General features: G+C 51.5%; 16 protein-coding genes and 2 pseudogenes. 4 read left to right on the top strand and 14 right to left on the bottom strand.

What is annotated here, in order from left to right:
• Nucleotides 1-106: pseudogene (locus QZ279_RS10330) on the bottom strand (IS5/IS1182 family transposase); the annotation flags it as partial.
• Between the two features lie 120 nt (nucleotides 107-226).
• Nucleotides 227-763, bottom strand: coding sequence for a L,D-transpeptidase family protein (locus QZ279_RS10325; RefSeq protein WP_293450533.1), 537 nt, complete (start codon nucleotides 761-763; stop codon nucleotides 227-229).
• Nucleotides 764-928: 165 nt separating this feature from the next.
• Between QZ279_RS10325 and QZ279_RS10320 the strand changes: the two genes are divergently transcribed.
• Nucleotides 929-1,480, top strand: coding sequence for a CAP domain-containing protein (locus tag QZ279_RS10320; RefSeq protein WP_293450531.1), 552 nt, complete (start codon nucleotides 929-931; stop codon nucleotides 1,478-1,480).
• Here QZ279_RS10320 and QZ279_RS10315 read toward each other — a convergent pair whose 3' ends face one another.
• The 9 genes and pseudogenes from QZ279_RS10315 to QZ279_RS10275 form a co-directional block, all read right to left on the bottom strand.
• On the bottom strand, nucleotides 1,481-1,975 hold the full coding sequence (locus QZ279_RS10315; protein ID WP_293450529.1) for a L,D-transpeptidase family protein: 495 nt from the start codon (nucleotides 1,973-1,975) through the stop codon (nucleotides 1,481-1,483). It lies immediately after the preceding gene.
• Between the two features lie 82 nt (nucleotides 1,976-2,057).
• Nucleotides 2,058-2,851 (bottom strand): annotated as a pseudogene (locus tag QZ279_RS10310) (ion transporter).
• Between the two features lie 27 nt (nucleotides 2,852-2,878).
• Nucleotides 2,879-4,093, bottom strand: coding sequence for an RsmD family RNA methyltransferase (locus QZ279_RS10305; protein WP_293450527.1), 1,215 nt, complete (start codon nucleotides 4,091-4,093; stop codon nucleotides 2,879-2,881).
• Between the two features lie 15 nt (nucleotides 4,094-4,108).
• On the bottom strand, nucleotides 4,109-5,947 hold the full coding sequence (locus QZ279_RS10300) for an ABC transporter ATP-binding protein (protein WP_293450525.1): 1,839 nt from the start codon (nucleotides 5,945-5,947) through the stop codon (nucleotides 4,109-4,111).
• Nucleotides 5,944-7,779, bottom strand: a complete 1,836-nt coding sequence (locus tag QZ279_RS10295) for an ABC transporter ATP-binding protein (RefSeq protein ID WP_293450523.1) — start codon at nucleotides 7,777-7,779, stop codon at nucleotides 5,944-5,946. Before QZ279_RS10295 ends, QZ279_RS10300 begins: the two co-directional genes overlap by 4 nt.
• A 27-nt stretch (nucleotides 7,780-7,806) precedes the next feature.
• Nucleotides 7,807-8,388, bottom strand: coding sequence for a LysE family transporter (locus QZ279_RS10290; protein ID WP_293450521.1), 582 nt, complete (start codon nucleotides 8,386-8,388; stop codon nucleotides 7,807-7,809).
• A gap of 2 nt (nucleotides 8,389-8,390) precedes the next feature.
• The gene (locus QZ279_RS10285) at nucleotides 8,391-9,536 is read right to left on the bottom strand and encodes a CCA tRNA nucleotidyltransferase (protein ID WP_293450519.1); all 1,146 of its coding nucleotides are present in this window, start codon (nucleotides 9,534-9,536) and stop codon (nucleotides 8,391-8,393) included.
• Complete coding sequence (locus tag QZ279_RS10280; RefSeq protein ID WP_293450517.1) at nucleotides 9,536-10,132, bottom strand: CoA pyrophosphatase; 597 nt, start codon at nucleotides 10,130-10,132, stop codon at nucleotides 9,536-9,538. Before QZ279_RS10280 ends, QZ279_RS10285 begins: the two co-directional genes overlap by 1 nt.
• A complete protein-coding gene (locus QZ279_RS10275; protein WP_293450515.1) occupies nucleotides 10,125-11,099 on the bottom strand; it encodes an Hsp33 family molecular chaperone HslO in 975 nt (324 codons plus the stop codon). Before QZ279_RS10275 ends, QZ279_RS10280 begins: the two co-directional genes overlap by 8 nt.
• A 76-nt stretch (nucleotides 11,100-11,175) precedes the next feature.
• On the opposite strand from QZ279_RS10275, the gene QZ279_RS10270 reads away from it, so the two are divergent.
• Entirely contained in the window at nucleotides 11,176-11,622 is a 447-nt protein-coding gene (locus tag QZ279_RS10270) for an NUDIX hydrolase (protein WP_293450513.1), read from the top strand.
• On the opposite strand, the gene QZ279_RS10265 is transcribed toward QZ279_RS10270, so the two are convergent.
• Nucleotides 11,610-12,884: a SpoIIE family protein phosphatase gene (locus QZ279_RS10265; protein ID WP_293450511.1), complete on the bottom strand. Its 1,275-nt coding sequence runs from the start codon at nucleotides 12,882-12,884 to the stop codon at nucleotides 11,610-11,612. The two genes, QZ279_RS10270 and QZ279_RS10265, sit on opposite strands and share 13 nt — an antisense overlap.
• A gap of 142 nt (nucleotides 12,885-13,026) precedes the next feature.
• On the opposite strand from QZ279_RS10265, the gene QZ279_RS10260 reads away from it, so the two are divergent.
• Nucleotides 13,027-13,356: an Hpt domain-containing protein gene (locus QZ279_RS10260; RefSeq protein ID WP_293450509.1), complete on the top strand. Its 330-nt coding sequence runs from the start codon at nucleotides 13,027-13,029 to the stop codon at nucleotides 13,354-13,356.
• A 1-nt stretch (nucleotide 13,357) separates the two neighbouring features.
• On the opposite strand, the gene QZ279_RS10255 is transcribed toward QZ279_RS10260, so the two are convergent.
• Nucleotides 13,358-14,164 (bottom strand): SDR family oxidoreductase, encoded by an 807-nt coding sequence (locus QZ279_RS10255; protein WP_293450507.1) that lies wholly within the window; start codon nucleotides 14,162-14,164, stop codon nucleotides 13,358-13,360.
• A gap of 9 nt (nucleotides 14,165-14,173) precedes the next feature.
• Nucleotides 14,174-15,412 carry a threonine ammonia-lyase IlvA gene (gene ilvA, locus QZ279_RS10250; protein WP_293450505.1) on the bottom strand — a complete coding sequence of 413 codons (1,239 nt, stop codon included), beginning with the start codon at nucleotides 15,410-15,412 and terminating at the stop codon, nucleotides 14,174-14,176.
• Between the two features lie 116 nt (nucleotides 15,413-15,528).
• Between ilvA and QZ279_RS10245 the strand changes: the two genes are divergently transcribed.
• Entirely contained in the window at nucleotides 15,529-16,749 is a 1,221-nt protein-coding gene (locus QZ279_RS10245; RefSeq protein WP_293450503.1) for an argininosuccinate synthase, read from the top strand.
• The last annotated feature ends 3 nt before the right edge of the window (nucleotides 16,750-16,752 follow it).

Genomic DNA, 16,752 nt, shown 5'->3' with positions numbered 1-16,752 from the left:
CCATCTCTGGATCAAACCAGATCGAAAGCGATCCCCGCTTCTTCAGTGAAAGGTTATACTCTGCCCAATTCCGGGTCTTGTACTTGGTCGGTGTCCAACTGCTCATGTCCCCGAGCTATCACGCTAGATTCACACAGTGAATCCTACAGAGCCCGATTTGTGCAACAAAGCCGTCAACTTTAGTCAGCGCAAAAAGTTGCGCAATATGTTCATTATAAAGGCCAATTCAGCCATTTGACGATCGACGCCCAATTTTACGAGTGTCGTGCGTGCCGTGAATTCGGTAATATGTCCAACTTAGGTACAACGCATGTGTCCCCAAGGGATTATCTGGACCGGCAGCCACAAAATCTGGCCATTCTGGATTGCGCTTCTTCATTGACCGTGTTGGCCGCCACGTTGGACCCTCAACTTTACGAACAATCGTAGTGCGCCCTTTTTTCGTTAAATCAGGTGTAAGGGGGACAGAAGAGGGGAACAAACGATATCCCTGACCGCCTTCTGGCCAGAAATGCAAAGCACGGCTTGAAATATCTACCAAAACTGCGCAATTGTTCAAATTGCTAAAGTAAGGACGCCAATCCAAAGTTCGAAAACTGGAAATGTTACGCCGTACGGCTTGCGTAATATCGCGCTCAATCTCGACGGTGCCTGTGCTTGGCAAAACAGCGTCTTGTGCAAACGTAGGTCCAGCCAGCATCGCGGCCCCTGCTGCACCAATAAATCCGCGCTGATCTAGTCGTTTCTTCACTGGTCCACTCATAGCGTCCGCCAATTCAAACTAACGTCTTTTTCCATCTCTATTATTGCGCGAAAGCCTCACTCGCAATTCAAACGGGCCTTTTTAGGCAAGATGAAACCAATTGTGGGTTTGAGTCGCAACGCATTGAAGAGTAGTCCTAGGCAAATAGTGTTGGGAATACAGACAATGATGCGCATCGGTTTTTTACTTATTTCGGCGACACTCGCCCTTTCCGCATGTGGTGGATCACAAACCAGCACAATTGGTTCTGACGGAAAGCCGCTTCCAAAAGTTTACCGGATCGGTTCAAATGATGCCTCCCAGATTCAATTCCGTATGCTAGATTCGATGAATTCTTTGCGCCAAGCACGCGGTGCTGCACCGTTGCAATTGAACGCACAGCTTAATGCAGCAGCCGCGACGCATTCGCGCGATATGTCGATCCAAAACCGCCCTTGGCATTTCGGATCTGACGGATCCTCACCAATAGATCGTGTACGTCGCGTCGGATACACAGGTCAGCTCAAAGGCGAAAACATCTCTGAAACCTACGAAACAGAGCTCGAAACGCTAGGCGCTTGGATGGAACAACCCAACACACGCAACGTTATCATGGATCCCACATCCACAGATATGGGCTTTTCTTACTTCCAGGAAAGTAACGGCAAGATTTGGTGGACACTGGTCACAGGCGCGCCTGCGAGCTTCGGATCAACCCAAGTCGCATCCGCTAACTAATTACGGATAGATAGAAATCGGTGTGCCATTCTTAACCATGGCATAGATCCGTTCCATTTCTTTGTCCGTCACTGCGATACAACCCGCAGTCCAATCACGCCCGCCTTTTGCAAACATTGGTGGGCGTCCGTGGATAAAGATATCGCGACCCGGTTTAACGCCCGCAGCTTTCGCTTTCACGACATCCTGTGCGTTGGGGTAATTGATCCCAATCGACAGGTGGAATTTCGAATTGGGGTTGCGACGGTCAATGATGTACTCGCCCTCTGGTGTGCGTCCATCACCCTCTTCGCTTTTATGTTCATACGGCGCAAATCCAAGGCCAATGTCATAACTTTTCAACGTCCGTGATCCGCTCATCAGGTGCATCTTGCGCTGACCTTTATACACGATCACGCGCGTCACTCTGGGACCATTGTATCGTTTGAACTTGCTCGCACAGGCGCTCAACGCAAATAGCGCTGCCGTGGAAAGCAAAAGAAAACGTCTATTCATCTAAAATACTGCCCTAAAATACACTGCACTCACAGGTTGCTGCATCTTTAGCCCGTTTCAACCACGACACCAAAGGTTTTCGCTATTTGTGACGTTCTTGTGAATCTGCCTGCTTTTGCAACAACGCTTCAATCGCTTCCAAACGCGCAACCACATCATCGCGGTACGCGTCAGTGCGTTGGACATCCTCTTCTTGATGCGCGTCCTGCATCGAATTCACAATCAAACCAACCAGCAAGTTAACAACCGCAAAAGTCGTCACCAAAATGAACGGCAAGAAGAACGCCCAGGCGTAGGGGAAAACTTCCATCACGGGGCGCACGATGCCCATGGACCAGCTTTCCAGTGTCATAATCTGAAACAACGTATATCCCGATTGCCCAAGTGAACCGAACCATTGCGGGAAATCACTGCCAAACATCTTCGTCGCGATGACAGAGCCAATGTAGAAATGATCGACATCAACAGAAATACACTGCCCATACCAAGAAGCGCCGTGATGAAACCCTCAACCACACGACGCAAACGCAGCGCGGCGGAGATAACGCGCAAGACGCGCAGAATGCGCAGCGCGCGTAGCACAGAAAGACCGCCAGCCGACGGAACCAACGCAATCGCAACAATCGCAAAATCAAACAGGTTCCAACCATTGCGGAAGAACGCAGTCCCACGCGCAATCAGTTTCAGCGCAATCTCGATAACAAAGATCGCAAGGCAGGCATTATCAATCGCAAGGATGATCCCGCCGAACCGGTTCATAATTTCTGGCGATGTCTCAAGACCAAGCGCCACAGCGTTCAACAAGATCACCGCAATGATCGTGTTGCTTACCCACGGCTGATCTAGCCACTTATCCAATTGCTGGCGCATCTTCATTCCCTGCCCAAGAGATTAGCCCTGCATTTAAGAGCGCGAGAACTTCGCTGCAAGTTCAACATGCGAAGACCAGCGGAATTGATCCACAACCTGTATCCAATCAAGGTTGAAACCCGCCTCGATCAGCACCTTGGCATCTCGTGCAAAGGTGACAGGATTACACGACACATAGGCAAGCTGGCCGAGCGCACTTTGTGCAATCTCAGCAACTTGCGCTTCTGCACCTGCGCGGGGTGGATCAAGAACCGCAAAATCGAACTTCTTGAATTCATCCGGCAGCGCAGGACGGCGATATAAATCACGCGCGGTCGCAATGACCTTCTTCAAGCCCTTCGCCATGCGCCAACCATCATCCAACGCTCGGATCATCGCCTTGTCACTTTCCAGCGCCCAAATCTCTGACCGCTCCGCCAAAGGCAACGTAAACGTCCCACTTCCTGAAAACAGATCAATTCCACGCGCGCCATCAACCGCGTCTAGCACAGCGGCCGTTAACGAATCCTGACCATGTTGCGTGGCCTGCAAAAATGCTCCTGGGGGCGGCGTAACCTTGCCAGCGCCGAATCGCTGAAACGGCGGATTACGCATACCGATAACCTCATCATCCCAAACTAACCGCGCAAGTTTGTGCTTTTCCACCAAACCAGACAGCGCGATCGTCAGTTCCTTATCAAGCGGCTTGCCGTCTTTCACAAAAACGTCCAGCCCAACCGTGGAAATCGTCACCGTCACAGCCATCTCGCCCTTGCGCGATCCACCAATCATCGCAAGATCGTCCAGCATTGGACTGACCTCTAGCAACTCTGGCAGCACCAACTGGCAATCAGGAACCGCAATCACGGTATCAGAACCGCGCGCATGAAATCCCCAAAGCGCTCCCTTTTTCGTGCGGCGCACCGCGAACGTCGCGCGACGACGGCTTTGCACAGGCGAGGTAACGATGGGGCGAAACTCAGTCTCTATCCCATGTGCGTCCAGTGCGTTTTTCACGATCTGCTGCTTGAAATCTGCCACGAACGGATCGGCCGCATGCTGCAACTGACATCCACCGCAGCTTTTGTAATGCCGACAAATCGCAGACACGCGCGTTTCAGACGGCTCAATGATCTTCACGTCGCTCAGACGATCCCCATTGCGAATACCCTGCACGCGCTCACCCGGCAAAGTGCGGGGAACAAAAATGGGGCCCTTGGCGATCCCGTCGCCCTGAAACCCTAAACGTTCGATCAAAAATTCATCCATGAAGGCGCTAGTGCCTTATTCCGCGGCTGAACGCACGTCGATAAATCCACCCGACTGTCTGTTCCAATACCGCGCATACAACCCGGCTTGCTGCAACAGCGTGTCATGCGTGCCATCTTCGACGATCTTACCGTCATCAAGCACGATGATCCTGTCCATTTGGCTGAGTGTGGAAAGACGGTGCGCAATCGCCAGAACCGTCTTGCCCACCATCGCGCGCTCAAGGGCGCTCTGGATAGAGGCTTCGACTTCGCTGTCCAGCGCGCTTGTTGCTTCGTCCAGAACAAGGATCGGCGCATCTTTCAAAATTGCACGCGCCAACGCGATCCGCTGGCGTTGACCGCCTGACAGCTTAACACCTCGCTCACCAAGATACGCGTCATAGCCCTTACGCTTGTTGCTATCCCGCAAGTTGGCGATGAAGCCGTGTGCCTCTGCTTGCTCAGCTGCGTGGATCATGTCCGCCTCTGACGCGCTGTGACGACCGTACAAAATGTTTTCACGTGCAGAACGATTGAACATCGCGGTTTCTTGGGTGACCACTCCTATGGCTTGTCTCAAGGACGCTTGAGTGACCGATTCAACGGGTTGCCCGTCAATCAGGATGTGACCCTGTTCCGCATCGTAGAGCCTAAGTAACAATGAAACCAACGTGGACTTTCCAGCACCTGACGCACCCACAATTCCAATTTTTTCACCCGCACCAATGGTTAAATTCAGACCCGTCACGCCACCCAGATCATTGCCGTATTGAAAGCCGACATTCTCGAACGTGATCTCGCCTTTGCCAATCCGCAGCTCAGCCGCATCGCTTGCATCTTCAACCCGATCAGGGTTCGTCAGGGTGCGCATACCGTCCTCAATTTCACCAACGTTCGAATAGATCGCCATCAATGTGAACGACACCCAACCCGTCATCTGGGCGATGCGGATCGACACTGCACCAGCTGCCACAATATCGCCAGGTGTAGCTTGGCCAAACTGCCAGAAATAGATCGACGCGCCCATCAAAAGCACAGGTAGAATTCCCGCAATCACCATCAGACAGAACCGGAAACCAGCAGCGATCCAACCATAGCTAAGGGACTGCGTGCGAAACTTGCTCATGGCTTGCAGTGCGACTTCATCTTCATGCGCATCATGCGCGAACAGCTTTACCGTTTTTATGTTGGTAATCGTATCAACCAACTGCCCTGACACCATCGCACGCGCACCTGCACGCGTTGCAGCACGCGCACGGATACGTGGCAAGAACCAACCGATCAGCGCGAAATAGGCGATCAGCCAGAACACGAACACGACCGCAATGCGCCAATCAATTGCCGTCAACAACGCCAAGCTGCCCAGCAACGACGCAAGCGCGAACGCAACAACGTTGATCGATTCTGACACAACATCTGTCACAGCCCGCGCCGTTTGCATCTGCTTTTGCGCAATGCGACCCGCAAAATCGTCATCGAAAAAGCTAACGGATTGGCCAAGTGACCAGCGATGCAAGCGCGATTGAACCAGCGTGGAAATATTGGGCATGACAACAATGTGGTTCGCGCCAGAGGACAGCGCAAACATCACAGGGCGCAGGATGACGAAAAAGCCAATCGCAAGGGCGATCATCGCAACATTAGTCGGCGTGTAGAAATTTTCAGGGCTAGATCCAACAACTGCATCAACGACAAGACCCAAGATGTATGCCGTTCCCGCTTCCATCGCGCCAGCGCCGGCGGAGAGCAAAGCAGCTAACATCAACGCAGGCCATGCGCTGGCCAAGCACCAACCGATGAATGCCGTTAGCGTTCTAGGGGGCAGTCCATCCGCAGGGCGAAACGCTTCGATCCAATTTTCAATATTTTTCATGTGTCCTCAGCGTTCAAAAATCCACCAGACTGACGCGCCCAGAAATCAGCATATAGCCCACCTTGCGTCAAAAGCGCGTCGTGGCTGCCGTCCTCAACAATTTTGCCATGGTCGAGCACAAGAATGCGATCCATCTGCGCAATGGTAGACAGACGATGCGCAATCGCGATCACGGATTTACCCGCCATCATTTTGTAAAGCGTCTCTTGAATGGCGGCCTCAACCTCACTGTCGAGCGCACTTGTCGCTTCGTCCAAAAGCAGGATCGGCGCATCCTTCAGAATGACCCGCGCAAGGGTGATCCGCTGGCGCTGACCACCTGATAATTTCACGCCACGTTCACCAACTTGGGCGTCGTATCCCTCGCGTCCCTCAGCATCGGCCAGACCAAGAATGAACTCATGCGCTTCCGACTTCTTGGCCGCGGCGATCACCTCTTCGTCGGTTGCGTCAGGACGACCATAACGGATGTTGTCACGCACCGAGCGATGCAACAGAGAACTGTCTTGTTGCACCATCCCGATCAGCGCGCGCAGGCTGTCTTGGGTCACCTCAGAAATGTCTTGGCCATCGATCAGGATGCGCCCCCCGTCGGCATCGTAAAAGCGTAGCAGCAGCTTGACCAACGTACTCTTTCCTGCACCAGATCGACCGATCAAACCAATCTTCTGGCCTGGCTCGATACGTAACGAAACAGATTCTAAACCGCCCGTTTGTCTCCCATAGTGATGCGTCAACGCTTCTGCTTCGATCAGACCTTCGCGGAATTCCAACGCCTTTGCACCAGCACCATCAACCAGATCAATCGGCTGCGCAATCGTTTCCATTCCTTCCTTCACAACACCAAGTTGACGGAAGAAACTGGTCAGCGCCCACATGATCCAAGCGGTCATCGCATTAAGGCGCAAGACAAGCGCGGTGGTCGCCGCAACAACTCCAACCGATGCCTCGCCTTGCGTCCAAAGCCAAACGGAACCACCCACAACACCGATGATCAGAACGCCGTTCAGCATCACCAGAACGAAGTCCATAACGGTGAATATGCGCATCTCTGCTTGGAAAGTTGCGCGTGCGTTTTCGATGGCGTCTTTCGCGTAGTCTAGCTCTTGTGGACCGTGCGAAAACATCTTGACCGAATGGATGTTCGTGTAGGCGTCCACAACGCGCCCAGTCACTGTGGACCGCGCATCAGAGGACGCTTGCGATGCTGGGCCAACGCGCTTGACCGTCCACACAACCAAGCAAAAATATAGGCCCAACCAAATAATCAAAGGCACTGCCAACCGCGGGTCCGCATTGGCGAGCAAGAACGCAGAACCAATGACGTAGGCCAGCGAAAACGTGATCGCATCAAACACTTGGAACACCGCTTCACCCGCTGCGGGCGGCGTTTGCATAATACGGTTTGCGATGCGGCCCGCAAAATCATTCTCAAACCATCCCACCGATTGACGCAGTACATGTTTGTGCGCTCGCCAGCGGATCAACGTCCCAAAGTTCGGCAAGATCGTATTGTTCAAAAGCGCCACATCGATGAATTGCAGAGCAGGGCGTACAAACAAAATGAACAGCGCCACGTAGATGAATTCACGACCATACGTTTGCCAAACCAACGCAGGATCGCCCTGCAAAATGTCCACAACGCGGCCCATGTAAGCGATCAGCCAAATCTCAACCACCGCGACCACGATCGACATAATACCCGTAGCCCAAAACACGCGTTTAAAGGGCTGTGAATAGTTCATCATAAACGGCCACAGCTTTTGCGGCGGCGTGTCCGTTTCTGAATAATCTATATATGGATCTACAAGGCGTTCAAAAAATCGCAGCATCGTAATCTACTTTCAATAGCTTTGGGGTTAAGCTAAGATCATGAGCGAAAAAGCAGCTAGGGCCAAGGCCATCGCGCGCATGAAAACGTGCCGCGCGACGTCAGAGGTTAAGAGAAACGTTAGAAGTGTGCCCGCAAAGGTCCAAAACATGCAGACAAAAAAGTTAATGCCCGAAAATGCGCTGCCCACTCTAAGTGCCTCACCGATTGGCGTTAACCCCGCAGAATATGCAGAAACAGCCGCCAAAGCGATCGCCCAAATTTTTGGATTTACCCACTGAAACAGCACCGCCTGAACAAAGGTCATCGGCGCAGCAGGCTTGCTAGCTAAGGAAGGCGTGGCGGTCCATAATCCCCATGCCATCCAAAGGATCCAAAGTGCCGCGAGGACTTTCAGCACAATAATCAGCTTTGGTAGTGCGAGCAAAATTGCCCCTAGTCCGAACGCCGTCAGTCCCGCCGTTATCCCCACACCCACCGCGACGCCCAGCACGTGTGGGACAGTGCGCTTGAACCCGAACATTGCCCCTGATGCCGTCAGCAAAATTATATTCGGACCGGGTGGAAATAGGCCAAGGAAAACGAAGACATATAGCGGATCAAGTAACATGGTTACGATAGCAATTCATCGCGGGATAAAATAAAATTCGACGCTATCCAGCGTGCCTCAAGTGACCTGAGCTTTCCCCCTAGTTCCCGACCTGAAAGCGGTTTTAGATCTTTCGCATTGATTGGAAAAACTTGCGTTTCCCCTTTATTAGTCTCTTCGAATTGCGCCCGACCTACAGTGCTTTCCAAAAGTGCCGCGCGTAGCACCAATATATCTTTGGCAAGTCCCGCTCCATGTTGATAGCCCAAGTGAATTGCCGACTTCAGTGAGCCAACCTCGTCACGCAGAACCGTCCAGCGTTTTGTGTCAGATTTGCTCAGGCGCTGGCCTTTGGCTGCACTCACGTCAGACAACACAGCGAACCGACGCATTGCATTCGGCTGCATGTCCCACATCTGTTCATGATGCACCAAAGGGGCCAAAGCCCGATCATCTGCACCCTCCAGCACCGTATTCAACACGCCTGAACTACGCATCGCAGCAACCGCAGGTGCCGGATCAACTGCCGCCAACAACTTTGTCAGCTCCGCACTCACGCGTTCGCGCGACAATCCAGTCAGCCCATCCAAATTTTCCGCGACTGCTGCTAGCCCCCCCTCATCAATGCCCAACGTTGGATCTCCGTACCAAGCCGTGAAGCGGAAAAACCTAAGACTGCGCAGATAGTCTTCGCGTATGCGCGCATTGGGATCACCAATAAAGCGCAGATGCTGCGATTTTAGATCTGATAGACCATCAAGCGGATCAAGCACGCTGCCATCAGGGCGCGCATAGATCGCATTCATGGTAAAATCCCGACGTGCCGCGTCTTCCTCCACGCTCTTGGAAAAGCGAACCTTGGCGTGGCGTCCATCCGTTTCAATATCACTTCGAAACGTCGTTATTTCATGCGGAATTCCTCCCGCCACCAGCGTTATCGTGCCGTGTTCGATGCCCGTTGGAATCGCCTTGATCTGCGCAAGCCCAGCACATCGAAGAATGTCATCTGGCGTCGCGTCAGTTGCGATATCGACATCAGAAACTGGCACGCCAAGCAGCGCGTTGCGCACGCACCCTCCTACAAAAAGGGCTTGATAGCCCTCATTTGTTAACGCTGCACAGACACGTTGCGTCGCAGGGTCAGCAATCCAAGGGCCAGTGACCATCATTACGTTGCCAACGTATCAGCGAACGCGCGCAACATTCGCGCTGTTGCACCCCAGATATAATAAGGTCCGTAGGGCACAACATAATAATAGCGCCGTTTACCACGCCAGCGTCGTGATTGAATTTCAAAATTCTTGTTGTCCGCGAGGAAGGTCAATGGAACGCTAAACACCTCGGCTACCTCACCAGATTCTGGGCAAACATCAAAATCAGTCCGCAAAACACCAACAATAGGGGTGACGACAAAGCCGGTCACAGTTTCATGCGAGGCCATGCTGCCCAAAATTTCAACACATTCGCGAGGCAGGCCGATCTCTTCCTCAGCCTCGCGAAGCGCTGTTTCAATCAAAGTTGAATCGCCATCATCTTGCTTGCCACCTGGAAACGCTATCTGGCCAGGATGATGTTTTAGCGCGCTGGATCGCATCGTTAGAATGACATGCCATTCATCATTTTGCCAAATCAGTGGAACAAGCACTGCTGCCGACCGCAATATGCGGCCCGACGGAAGGGTAATTTCAGGATTCAAATCAAAGTCAGACGAGGGTGCACCGCCCCCCGTCAAACTACGTTTTATATGGTCGATTGTGTTAGGCATTTGCCTCAAAACCCACACTCGCAGGGTCTAGATCAAAGTGCGAACCACAGAATTGACAGTCCGCCGTAACGCGCCCTTCGTCCGTGGTCATCGTTTGGATGTCTTTTGCCGAATAGATCGAAAGACTTTGACGCACGCGTTCTTCAGAACAAGTACAGCCGAATCGAACCGGCTGGGCCTCATAAACACGGGGCGCTTCTTCGTTGAATAAACGGAGCAAAAGCATATCAGGGGCAATGCTAGGCCCGATCAATTCTAACTCTTCCACAGTGTCGAGCAAAATGTTCGCACGGGTCCAGTTTTCACCATCGTCACCACCAGCCACGACATCGTTCGCGGTTAACACTCCGCCCTCGCCGCTTGCGTCAGAAACAAATGGCGATGCTTTGGGCATGTGCTGCAACATGACACCACCCGCACGCCAATGCGGGCCTTCGGTTTCTGTGGAAAGGCCAAAACTCAGCTCAAACCGTGTTGGGATTTGCTCTGACTGTGCAAAATATGCCTCTGCACAATCGGACAATGAACCACCTGCGATTGGCGTAATTCCCTGATAGGGTGTCATGTCTTCGCCTTGGTTAATCAGAACAGCAAAATATCCCTCGCCAAGTTGCTCAAACGGAGCAGCATCCGTTATCCGGTCAGCATCATAGCTGGCATAGGCGCGGATACGTGCGGGCTCACCGTCTTCGGTTGGACCATAATAATCCGTCGCGATCATGCGAACAGCACCTTTGGACTGAACCTGCAAAGACAGCTTCCAACGCAACTTGATTGTTTGACCAATCAACGCCGTCAACACAGCCATTTCCGCAACAAGCGCTTCAACGGCTGGCGGATAGTTGTGTTGCTTTAGAATGCCATCCAAAACACCGTCTAGCCGCGCGACACGGCCACGAATATCCGAAGCATCCAATTGAAAGGGCAGAACTGAATCGTCCCAAGTGATTTTTTGTCCTAGTGACATCGGCTTTCCTTATACGCAGGCTGTGGGCATACAGCGCATATATAAGCGCGGCAAGCTTCGGTCCAAGGGCAAGCATATGATGAAACGTTTTGGTACGGCACCCAAAAGAGGAATTCAGTATCGTACACGCCTCGGCGCTTACGCAATTCTTGTTAGAGACGGTCAGGTCTTGCTGACATTTCAAGAAGAACCAGAGCCGGAATTTCAGATACCTGGCGGCGGGATAGATCCCGGCGAAAGCATGGTTCCAGCCCTGAGGCGTGAAGTTTTCGAAGAAACTGGCTGGTCCATAGGGTCGCCTTTAAGGATAGGCGCGTTCCGCTGTTTCGTTTTCTTGCCCGAATATGACATGTGGGCTGACAAAATTTGCCATGTTTTCCTAGCAAGACCTGCAATGCGCATCAGTGCGCCAACAGAACAAGGGCATCACTGTCATTGGGTTTCTCCTGACATGGCGCCTACTCTTGTCGAAAGCCTCGGTGCTAAGCATTTCTTGCGCAAAACACTACATCAATTATCCTGAGGGTTATTTTCATATAGAACCGCGGATAGATCATCAGGAAAGTGCGATTCTTCTGCGTGTTCTGATAGGATCCAAACAAGCGCTTCCAGCAGTTGAGGCCCGCGCATTCCATTGAGATCGCGGATCATTCTCTCTAAACCCACCTCCCCTAACATATTGTCATTCATGTCAGGGCATTCTGTAATCCCATCAGACGCCAGAATAAGCTGATCACCTTTTTCCAGCTTTATCCGAAACTCTTCAAACTCAGCTTCAGCAAAAAGACCTACGGGTAGGCCACCTGTTCCACTTTGCTCAATTTTTCCATTTGACCGCCGTACCAATGGATGTGGGTGCCCCGCTTGGCACAGGGTTACATAACCTGTCTCCATATCTGCAAGCACCAAAATTACTGTGAAATAGTGATCTGTTTCCATCTCTTCCAGCACGATTCGATTAAGATCTGTCACAACATCAGACAATGCTCGGGCTTTGATTTCCTCGTCCAAGCCCTTTATTAAAGCAATGTTTTGCTCTGGCGAAGGCGACGTTAGATATCCTGCCAAACGCGCTGTCATTAGTGCTGAACTTACCCCATGCCCAGATACATCAATCGCAAAGATACCGACCTCGGCCTTTGAAACGGGGAAATAACCGACCAGATCACCGCCAACATGACCCGCAGGCATAAGCACAAACGAAAGCGCAGCATGCTCAAAGCTTCTAAACTTCTCTCTGACCAATGATTGTTGTAATTTCTTTGCTTCGATCAAATCTTGATTGAGTGAATCGTGCACAACACGAAGCTGTTCCAACGTTTCGGAAACAATTTTGGTCTGTTTGGTCAACGCCCTTTGCATCTGAATTATGCGTTCACCTGCTGCCAAACGCGCACGAAGTTCTAGCACGCTTACAGGCTTTGTTAGAAAGTCATCGGCACCACCTTGCAAGCCCTGCGCGACTTCATTTTTGGCGCTCTTCGACGTCAGCAAAATAAAGTAGCCATACCCGTCTCGCGGCAGCGATTTGAAGGCTTGGCAAAACTCCAAACCGTCCATCCCAGGCATCATCCAATCACTCAACACCATATCGGGCGGCCAATCAGCACAAATATCCAATGCCGCTTGGCCAAAATCAGCCTCACGCACTTCATAACCCATGCTTTTTAACGACACAGACAGAATGCGCCTTTGAAGGCGGCTATCATCCACAATCAATACCTTGATGTATCGCAAGCGTTCTTGCGCAAGGTTCGGACCATTTATTTCTTGAATCGCACCCACAAAGATTCCCTTCGATGGACTGGGTACGGTGCAAAACCTAAGGAATTCTAAAAATTCAAATTGAATATAAAAGTTGACCAAGAACCAAGAACAACAACCGCTTATTTACCTTTGCGACGTTACCTATTGAAAAGGAGGCCACATGATAAACTGGGCAAGAATAATCGAGGTGAGTGAAGAAATTGGATTGGACGACTTCGATGAGGTTGTCGAATTATTTCTCATCGAAGTAGAAAAGCGTTTGGCGATTTTGCTCTCTAAAGAAGATCATAAAAGCGTCGAGGAAGATTTGCATTTTTTAAAGGGTAGTGCCTTGAATCTGGGGTTCAGTGACCTCGCAGCAATTTGTCACGAAGGTGAAGGGCGCGCGGCAAAGGGTGAATCTGTGATTGATCGCCACTATATTATAAGCGTCTACAACTCTTCAAAAGCAGAGTTTTTAGAGAGTTTGGCAGGAAAAATTGCCGCCTAGTTTAAACAAATTTGTACATTTCGTTTAATTTTCCGGTCTTGGATTCGCGAAGAAATTTCCGACGCAAACCCTTCATACCTCCAATCCAACCCTTATGATCCACTCCCTTTGCCTTGCAGTAGTCCAACACTTGCGGATGAGGTAGGATCAAAAAATCTTTAGCCTCTATGCCCGCAACAATAACATGCGCCGCTTCAGATGCAGAAATGAGTGATCCGACAACATCAGTTTTGTCAGACATTTCAAGAAGGGGAGTGGCCACGTACTGAGGGCAAACAACGGATACATCTATGCCGTCATCATTATGTGTGATGGCCAAAGACTCGGCAAAACTTACAGCTGCATGTTTGGTCGCAGAATAAGCCGCATCACCAATTTGATTAAGCAGGCCGGCTGCAGAGGCAACATTTACCAAATGCCCATGACCCCGTTCGATCATTTTGGGAAGCAAAGCCCGCGCGGCATAAACATGCGCCATCACATGCACCTCCCAATTCATTTGCCAATCATCGTTAATCGCTGATGCCGCATGGCTGGGTTCAGGTCGCGCCAAACCAGCGTTCGAGATGAAAATATCGACCGGGCCAAGCTTTGATTCAACGTCATCAATCAAGCGAGCAATATCACTTTCTTTTCTAACATCGCATTGAACTGCCATAGCCCCAATTGTTTGCGCCACCGAATTAGCCGCTTCACCGTTCAAGTCCGCAACACAAACCTTCGCACCTTGCTGGGAATAAACGCGTGCGATCGCGGCACCGATACCACTACCTGCACCCGTAATTATGACAGTTTTTTCAGTGGGCATGGGGCTTCCTTAAATCAAGAATTGTGCAAGAATTTCATCGTTTGTTATGTCCGTATGGTTGAACCCAGCAGCCGTGAGCCGCACTAGCAATACATCGAAATTCTCGGCCTCTTTGGTCTCTAGGCCGATCAAGACAGACCCAAAATTTCGTGCTGATTTCTTAAGGTATTCAAAGCGGCTAATATCATCATCTGGGCCAAGCATCCCCAAAAATTCTTTCAACGCCCCTGGTCGCTGCGGCATGCGCAGAACAAAATACTTCTTCAATCCAGCGAACCTTTGTGCGCGCTCTTTCACTTCAGGCAGACGTTCAAAATCAAAATTCCCACCAGAGGCAACGCACACGATCTGCTTACCTGCGATCTCGTCACGCAAGTCCTTTAATGCGTCCAGCGCAAGCGCGCCTGCTGGTTCAAGAACAATCCCTTCTATATTTAGCATCTCAAGCATTGTCGTACACACACGATCTTCGTTGATCTGAAGTGTGTCTTTCAATTCGACCCCCTTTAATCGTTCAAAGGTACGGGCACCGATTTGTCCAACCGCGGCACCATCTGCAAACGTATCAACGCGCGGCAATGAAACAGGTTTCCCCGCCTGCAACGCAGCGAAAAGACAAGCACCGCCCATGGGTTCAACAAAACTCATAGCAGTGCGATCATCTGCGTAACTGCGCACACCCGCCGACAAACCGCCGCCACCGACAGGCAAAACAATGCGATCTGGCATACCGCCAAGCTGTGCTTCAATCTCAACTGCGACTGTCGCTTGCCCCTCGATCACATCTTCGTCGTCGAAAGGGGATAGAAAATGACCGCCGACACCGCTGCAATATGTCTGCGCCGCGCGCAAGGTGTCATCGAAATAATCGCCCACTAGTCGAATTTCGATATGCTCACCGCCAAAAATACGCGTTTTATCAATTTTCTGCTGCGGCGTGGTCACCGGCATAAAAATGGTGCCTGTCACCTGAAAGTGCTTGCACATATATGCAACGCCTTGCGCATGATTTCCCGCACTCGCACAGACGAAATGACCTTTCTCAGGATTTGCGCTCAGCACCTTACGCATCGCATTGAAGGCACCGCGAATTTTATAGGATCGCACTGGTGACAGATCCTCGCGCTTCAGCCAAATATCTGCACCGTACGTTTCGGACAAATGGACATTGCGCTGCAAAGGCGTAGGCGCAAGAACACCGCGAATTGCGTGCTCAGCGAGGATGGCTCTATCTTGAAAACTGGTCATTCTTTGTGTTTGACGCAGCAAAGACGGGCATTCAAGGGATATACGCGATACGTCGTCTTGAAGCGCCTTTGAAAAAACGGTATCGCCCGCCTAAATTCTCTTGAAAGGAACCCGCGATGACTGCGCCTAAAAAAGTCGTTTTGGCCTATTCCGGCGGCCTCGACACGTCGATCATCTTGAAGTGGCTTGAAATTGAATACGGTTGTGAGGTCGTCACATTCACCGCCGATTTGGGCCAAGGCGAAGAGCTGGAGCCAGCCCGCGCCAAAGCCGAATTGATGGGTGTTAAAGACATCTACATCGAAGACGTGCGGGAAGAATTCGTGCGCGACTTCGTATTCCCGATGTTCCGCGCAAACGCTGTTTATGAAGGCTTGTATCTGCTCGGCACATCCATCGCGCGCCCTCTGATTTCCAAGCGCTTGATCAAGATCGCGGAAGAGGTTGGCGCCGACGCAATTGCGCATGGTGCGACTGGCAAAGGCAACGATCAGGTTCGTTTCGAATTGGCCGCATACGCGCTGAACCCAGACATCAAGGTGATCGCACCTTGGCGTGAATGGGATTTGACCAGCCGGACTAAGCTGATCGATTTCGCAGAAAAGCATCAGATCCCAATCGCAAAAGACAAGCGCGGCGAAGCGCCGTTCTCTGTTGACGCGAACCTGTTGCACACTTCGTCCGAGGGCAAAGTTCTGGAAGATCCAGCAGTCGACGCACCCGATTACGTGTATCAGCGCACCGTCAGTCCGGAAGACGCGCCAAACGAAGCCGAATTCATCGAGATCGGTTTCGAACAGGGCGACGCGGTTTCCATCAACGGCGAAGCAATGAGCCCCGCAACCGTTCTAACCAAGCTGAATGAACTTGGTGGCAAGCACGGTATCGGGCGCCTTGATCTGGTTGAGGGCCGTTTTGTTGGCATGAAATCACGTGGCATTTACGAAACGCCAGGCGGCACAATCCTGCTAGAGGCGCATCGCGGAATTGAGCAAATCACGCTTGATCGTGGCGCGGGCCATCTGAAGGATGAGCTGATGCCACGCTATGCAGAGCTGATCTACAATGGTTTCTGGTTCAGCCCTGAACGCGAAATGCTGCAAGCCGCGATTGACCACAGTCAAAAGCATGTGACAGGAACTGTGCGTTTGAAACTGTACAAAGGCTCTGCGCGCACCGTGGGCCGCTGGTCAGATCACAGCCTGTATTCAGAGGCACATGTGACGTTTGAAGATGACGCAGGCGCGTACGATCAGACGGATGCAGCGGGCTTTATTCAGCTGAATGCGTTGCGCCTAAAGCTGCTTGCAGCACGCGAGCGCCGCCTCAAAAAGTAGGCT

This window comes from Planktotalea sp., from assembly GCF_018607965.1.
In the GTDB taxonomy this organism is placed as follows: Bacteria; Pseudomonadota; Alphaproteobacteria; order Rhodobacterales; family Rhodobacteraceae; genus Planktotalea.
This window is presented reverse-complemented; position numbering and strand designations above follow the sequence as displayed.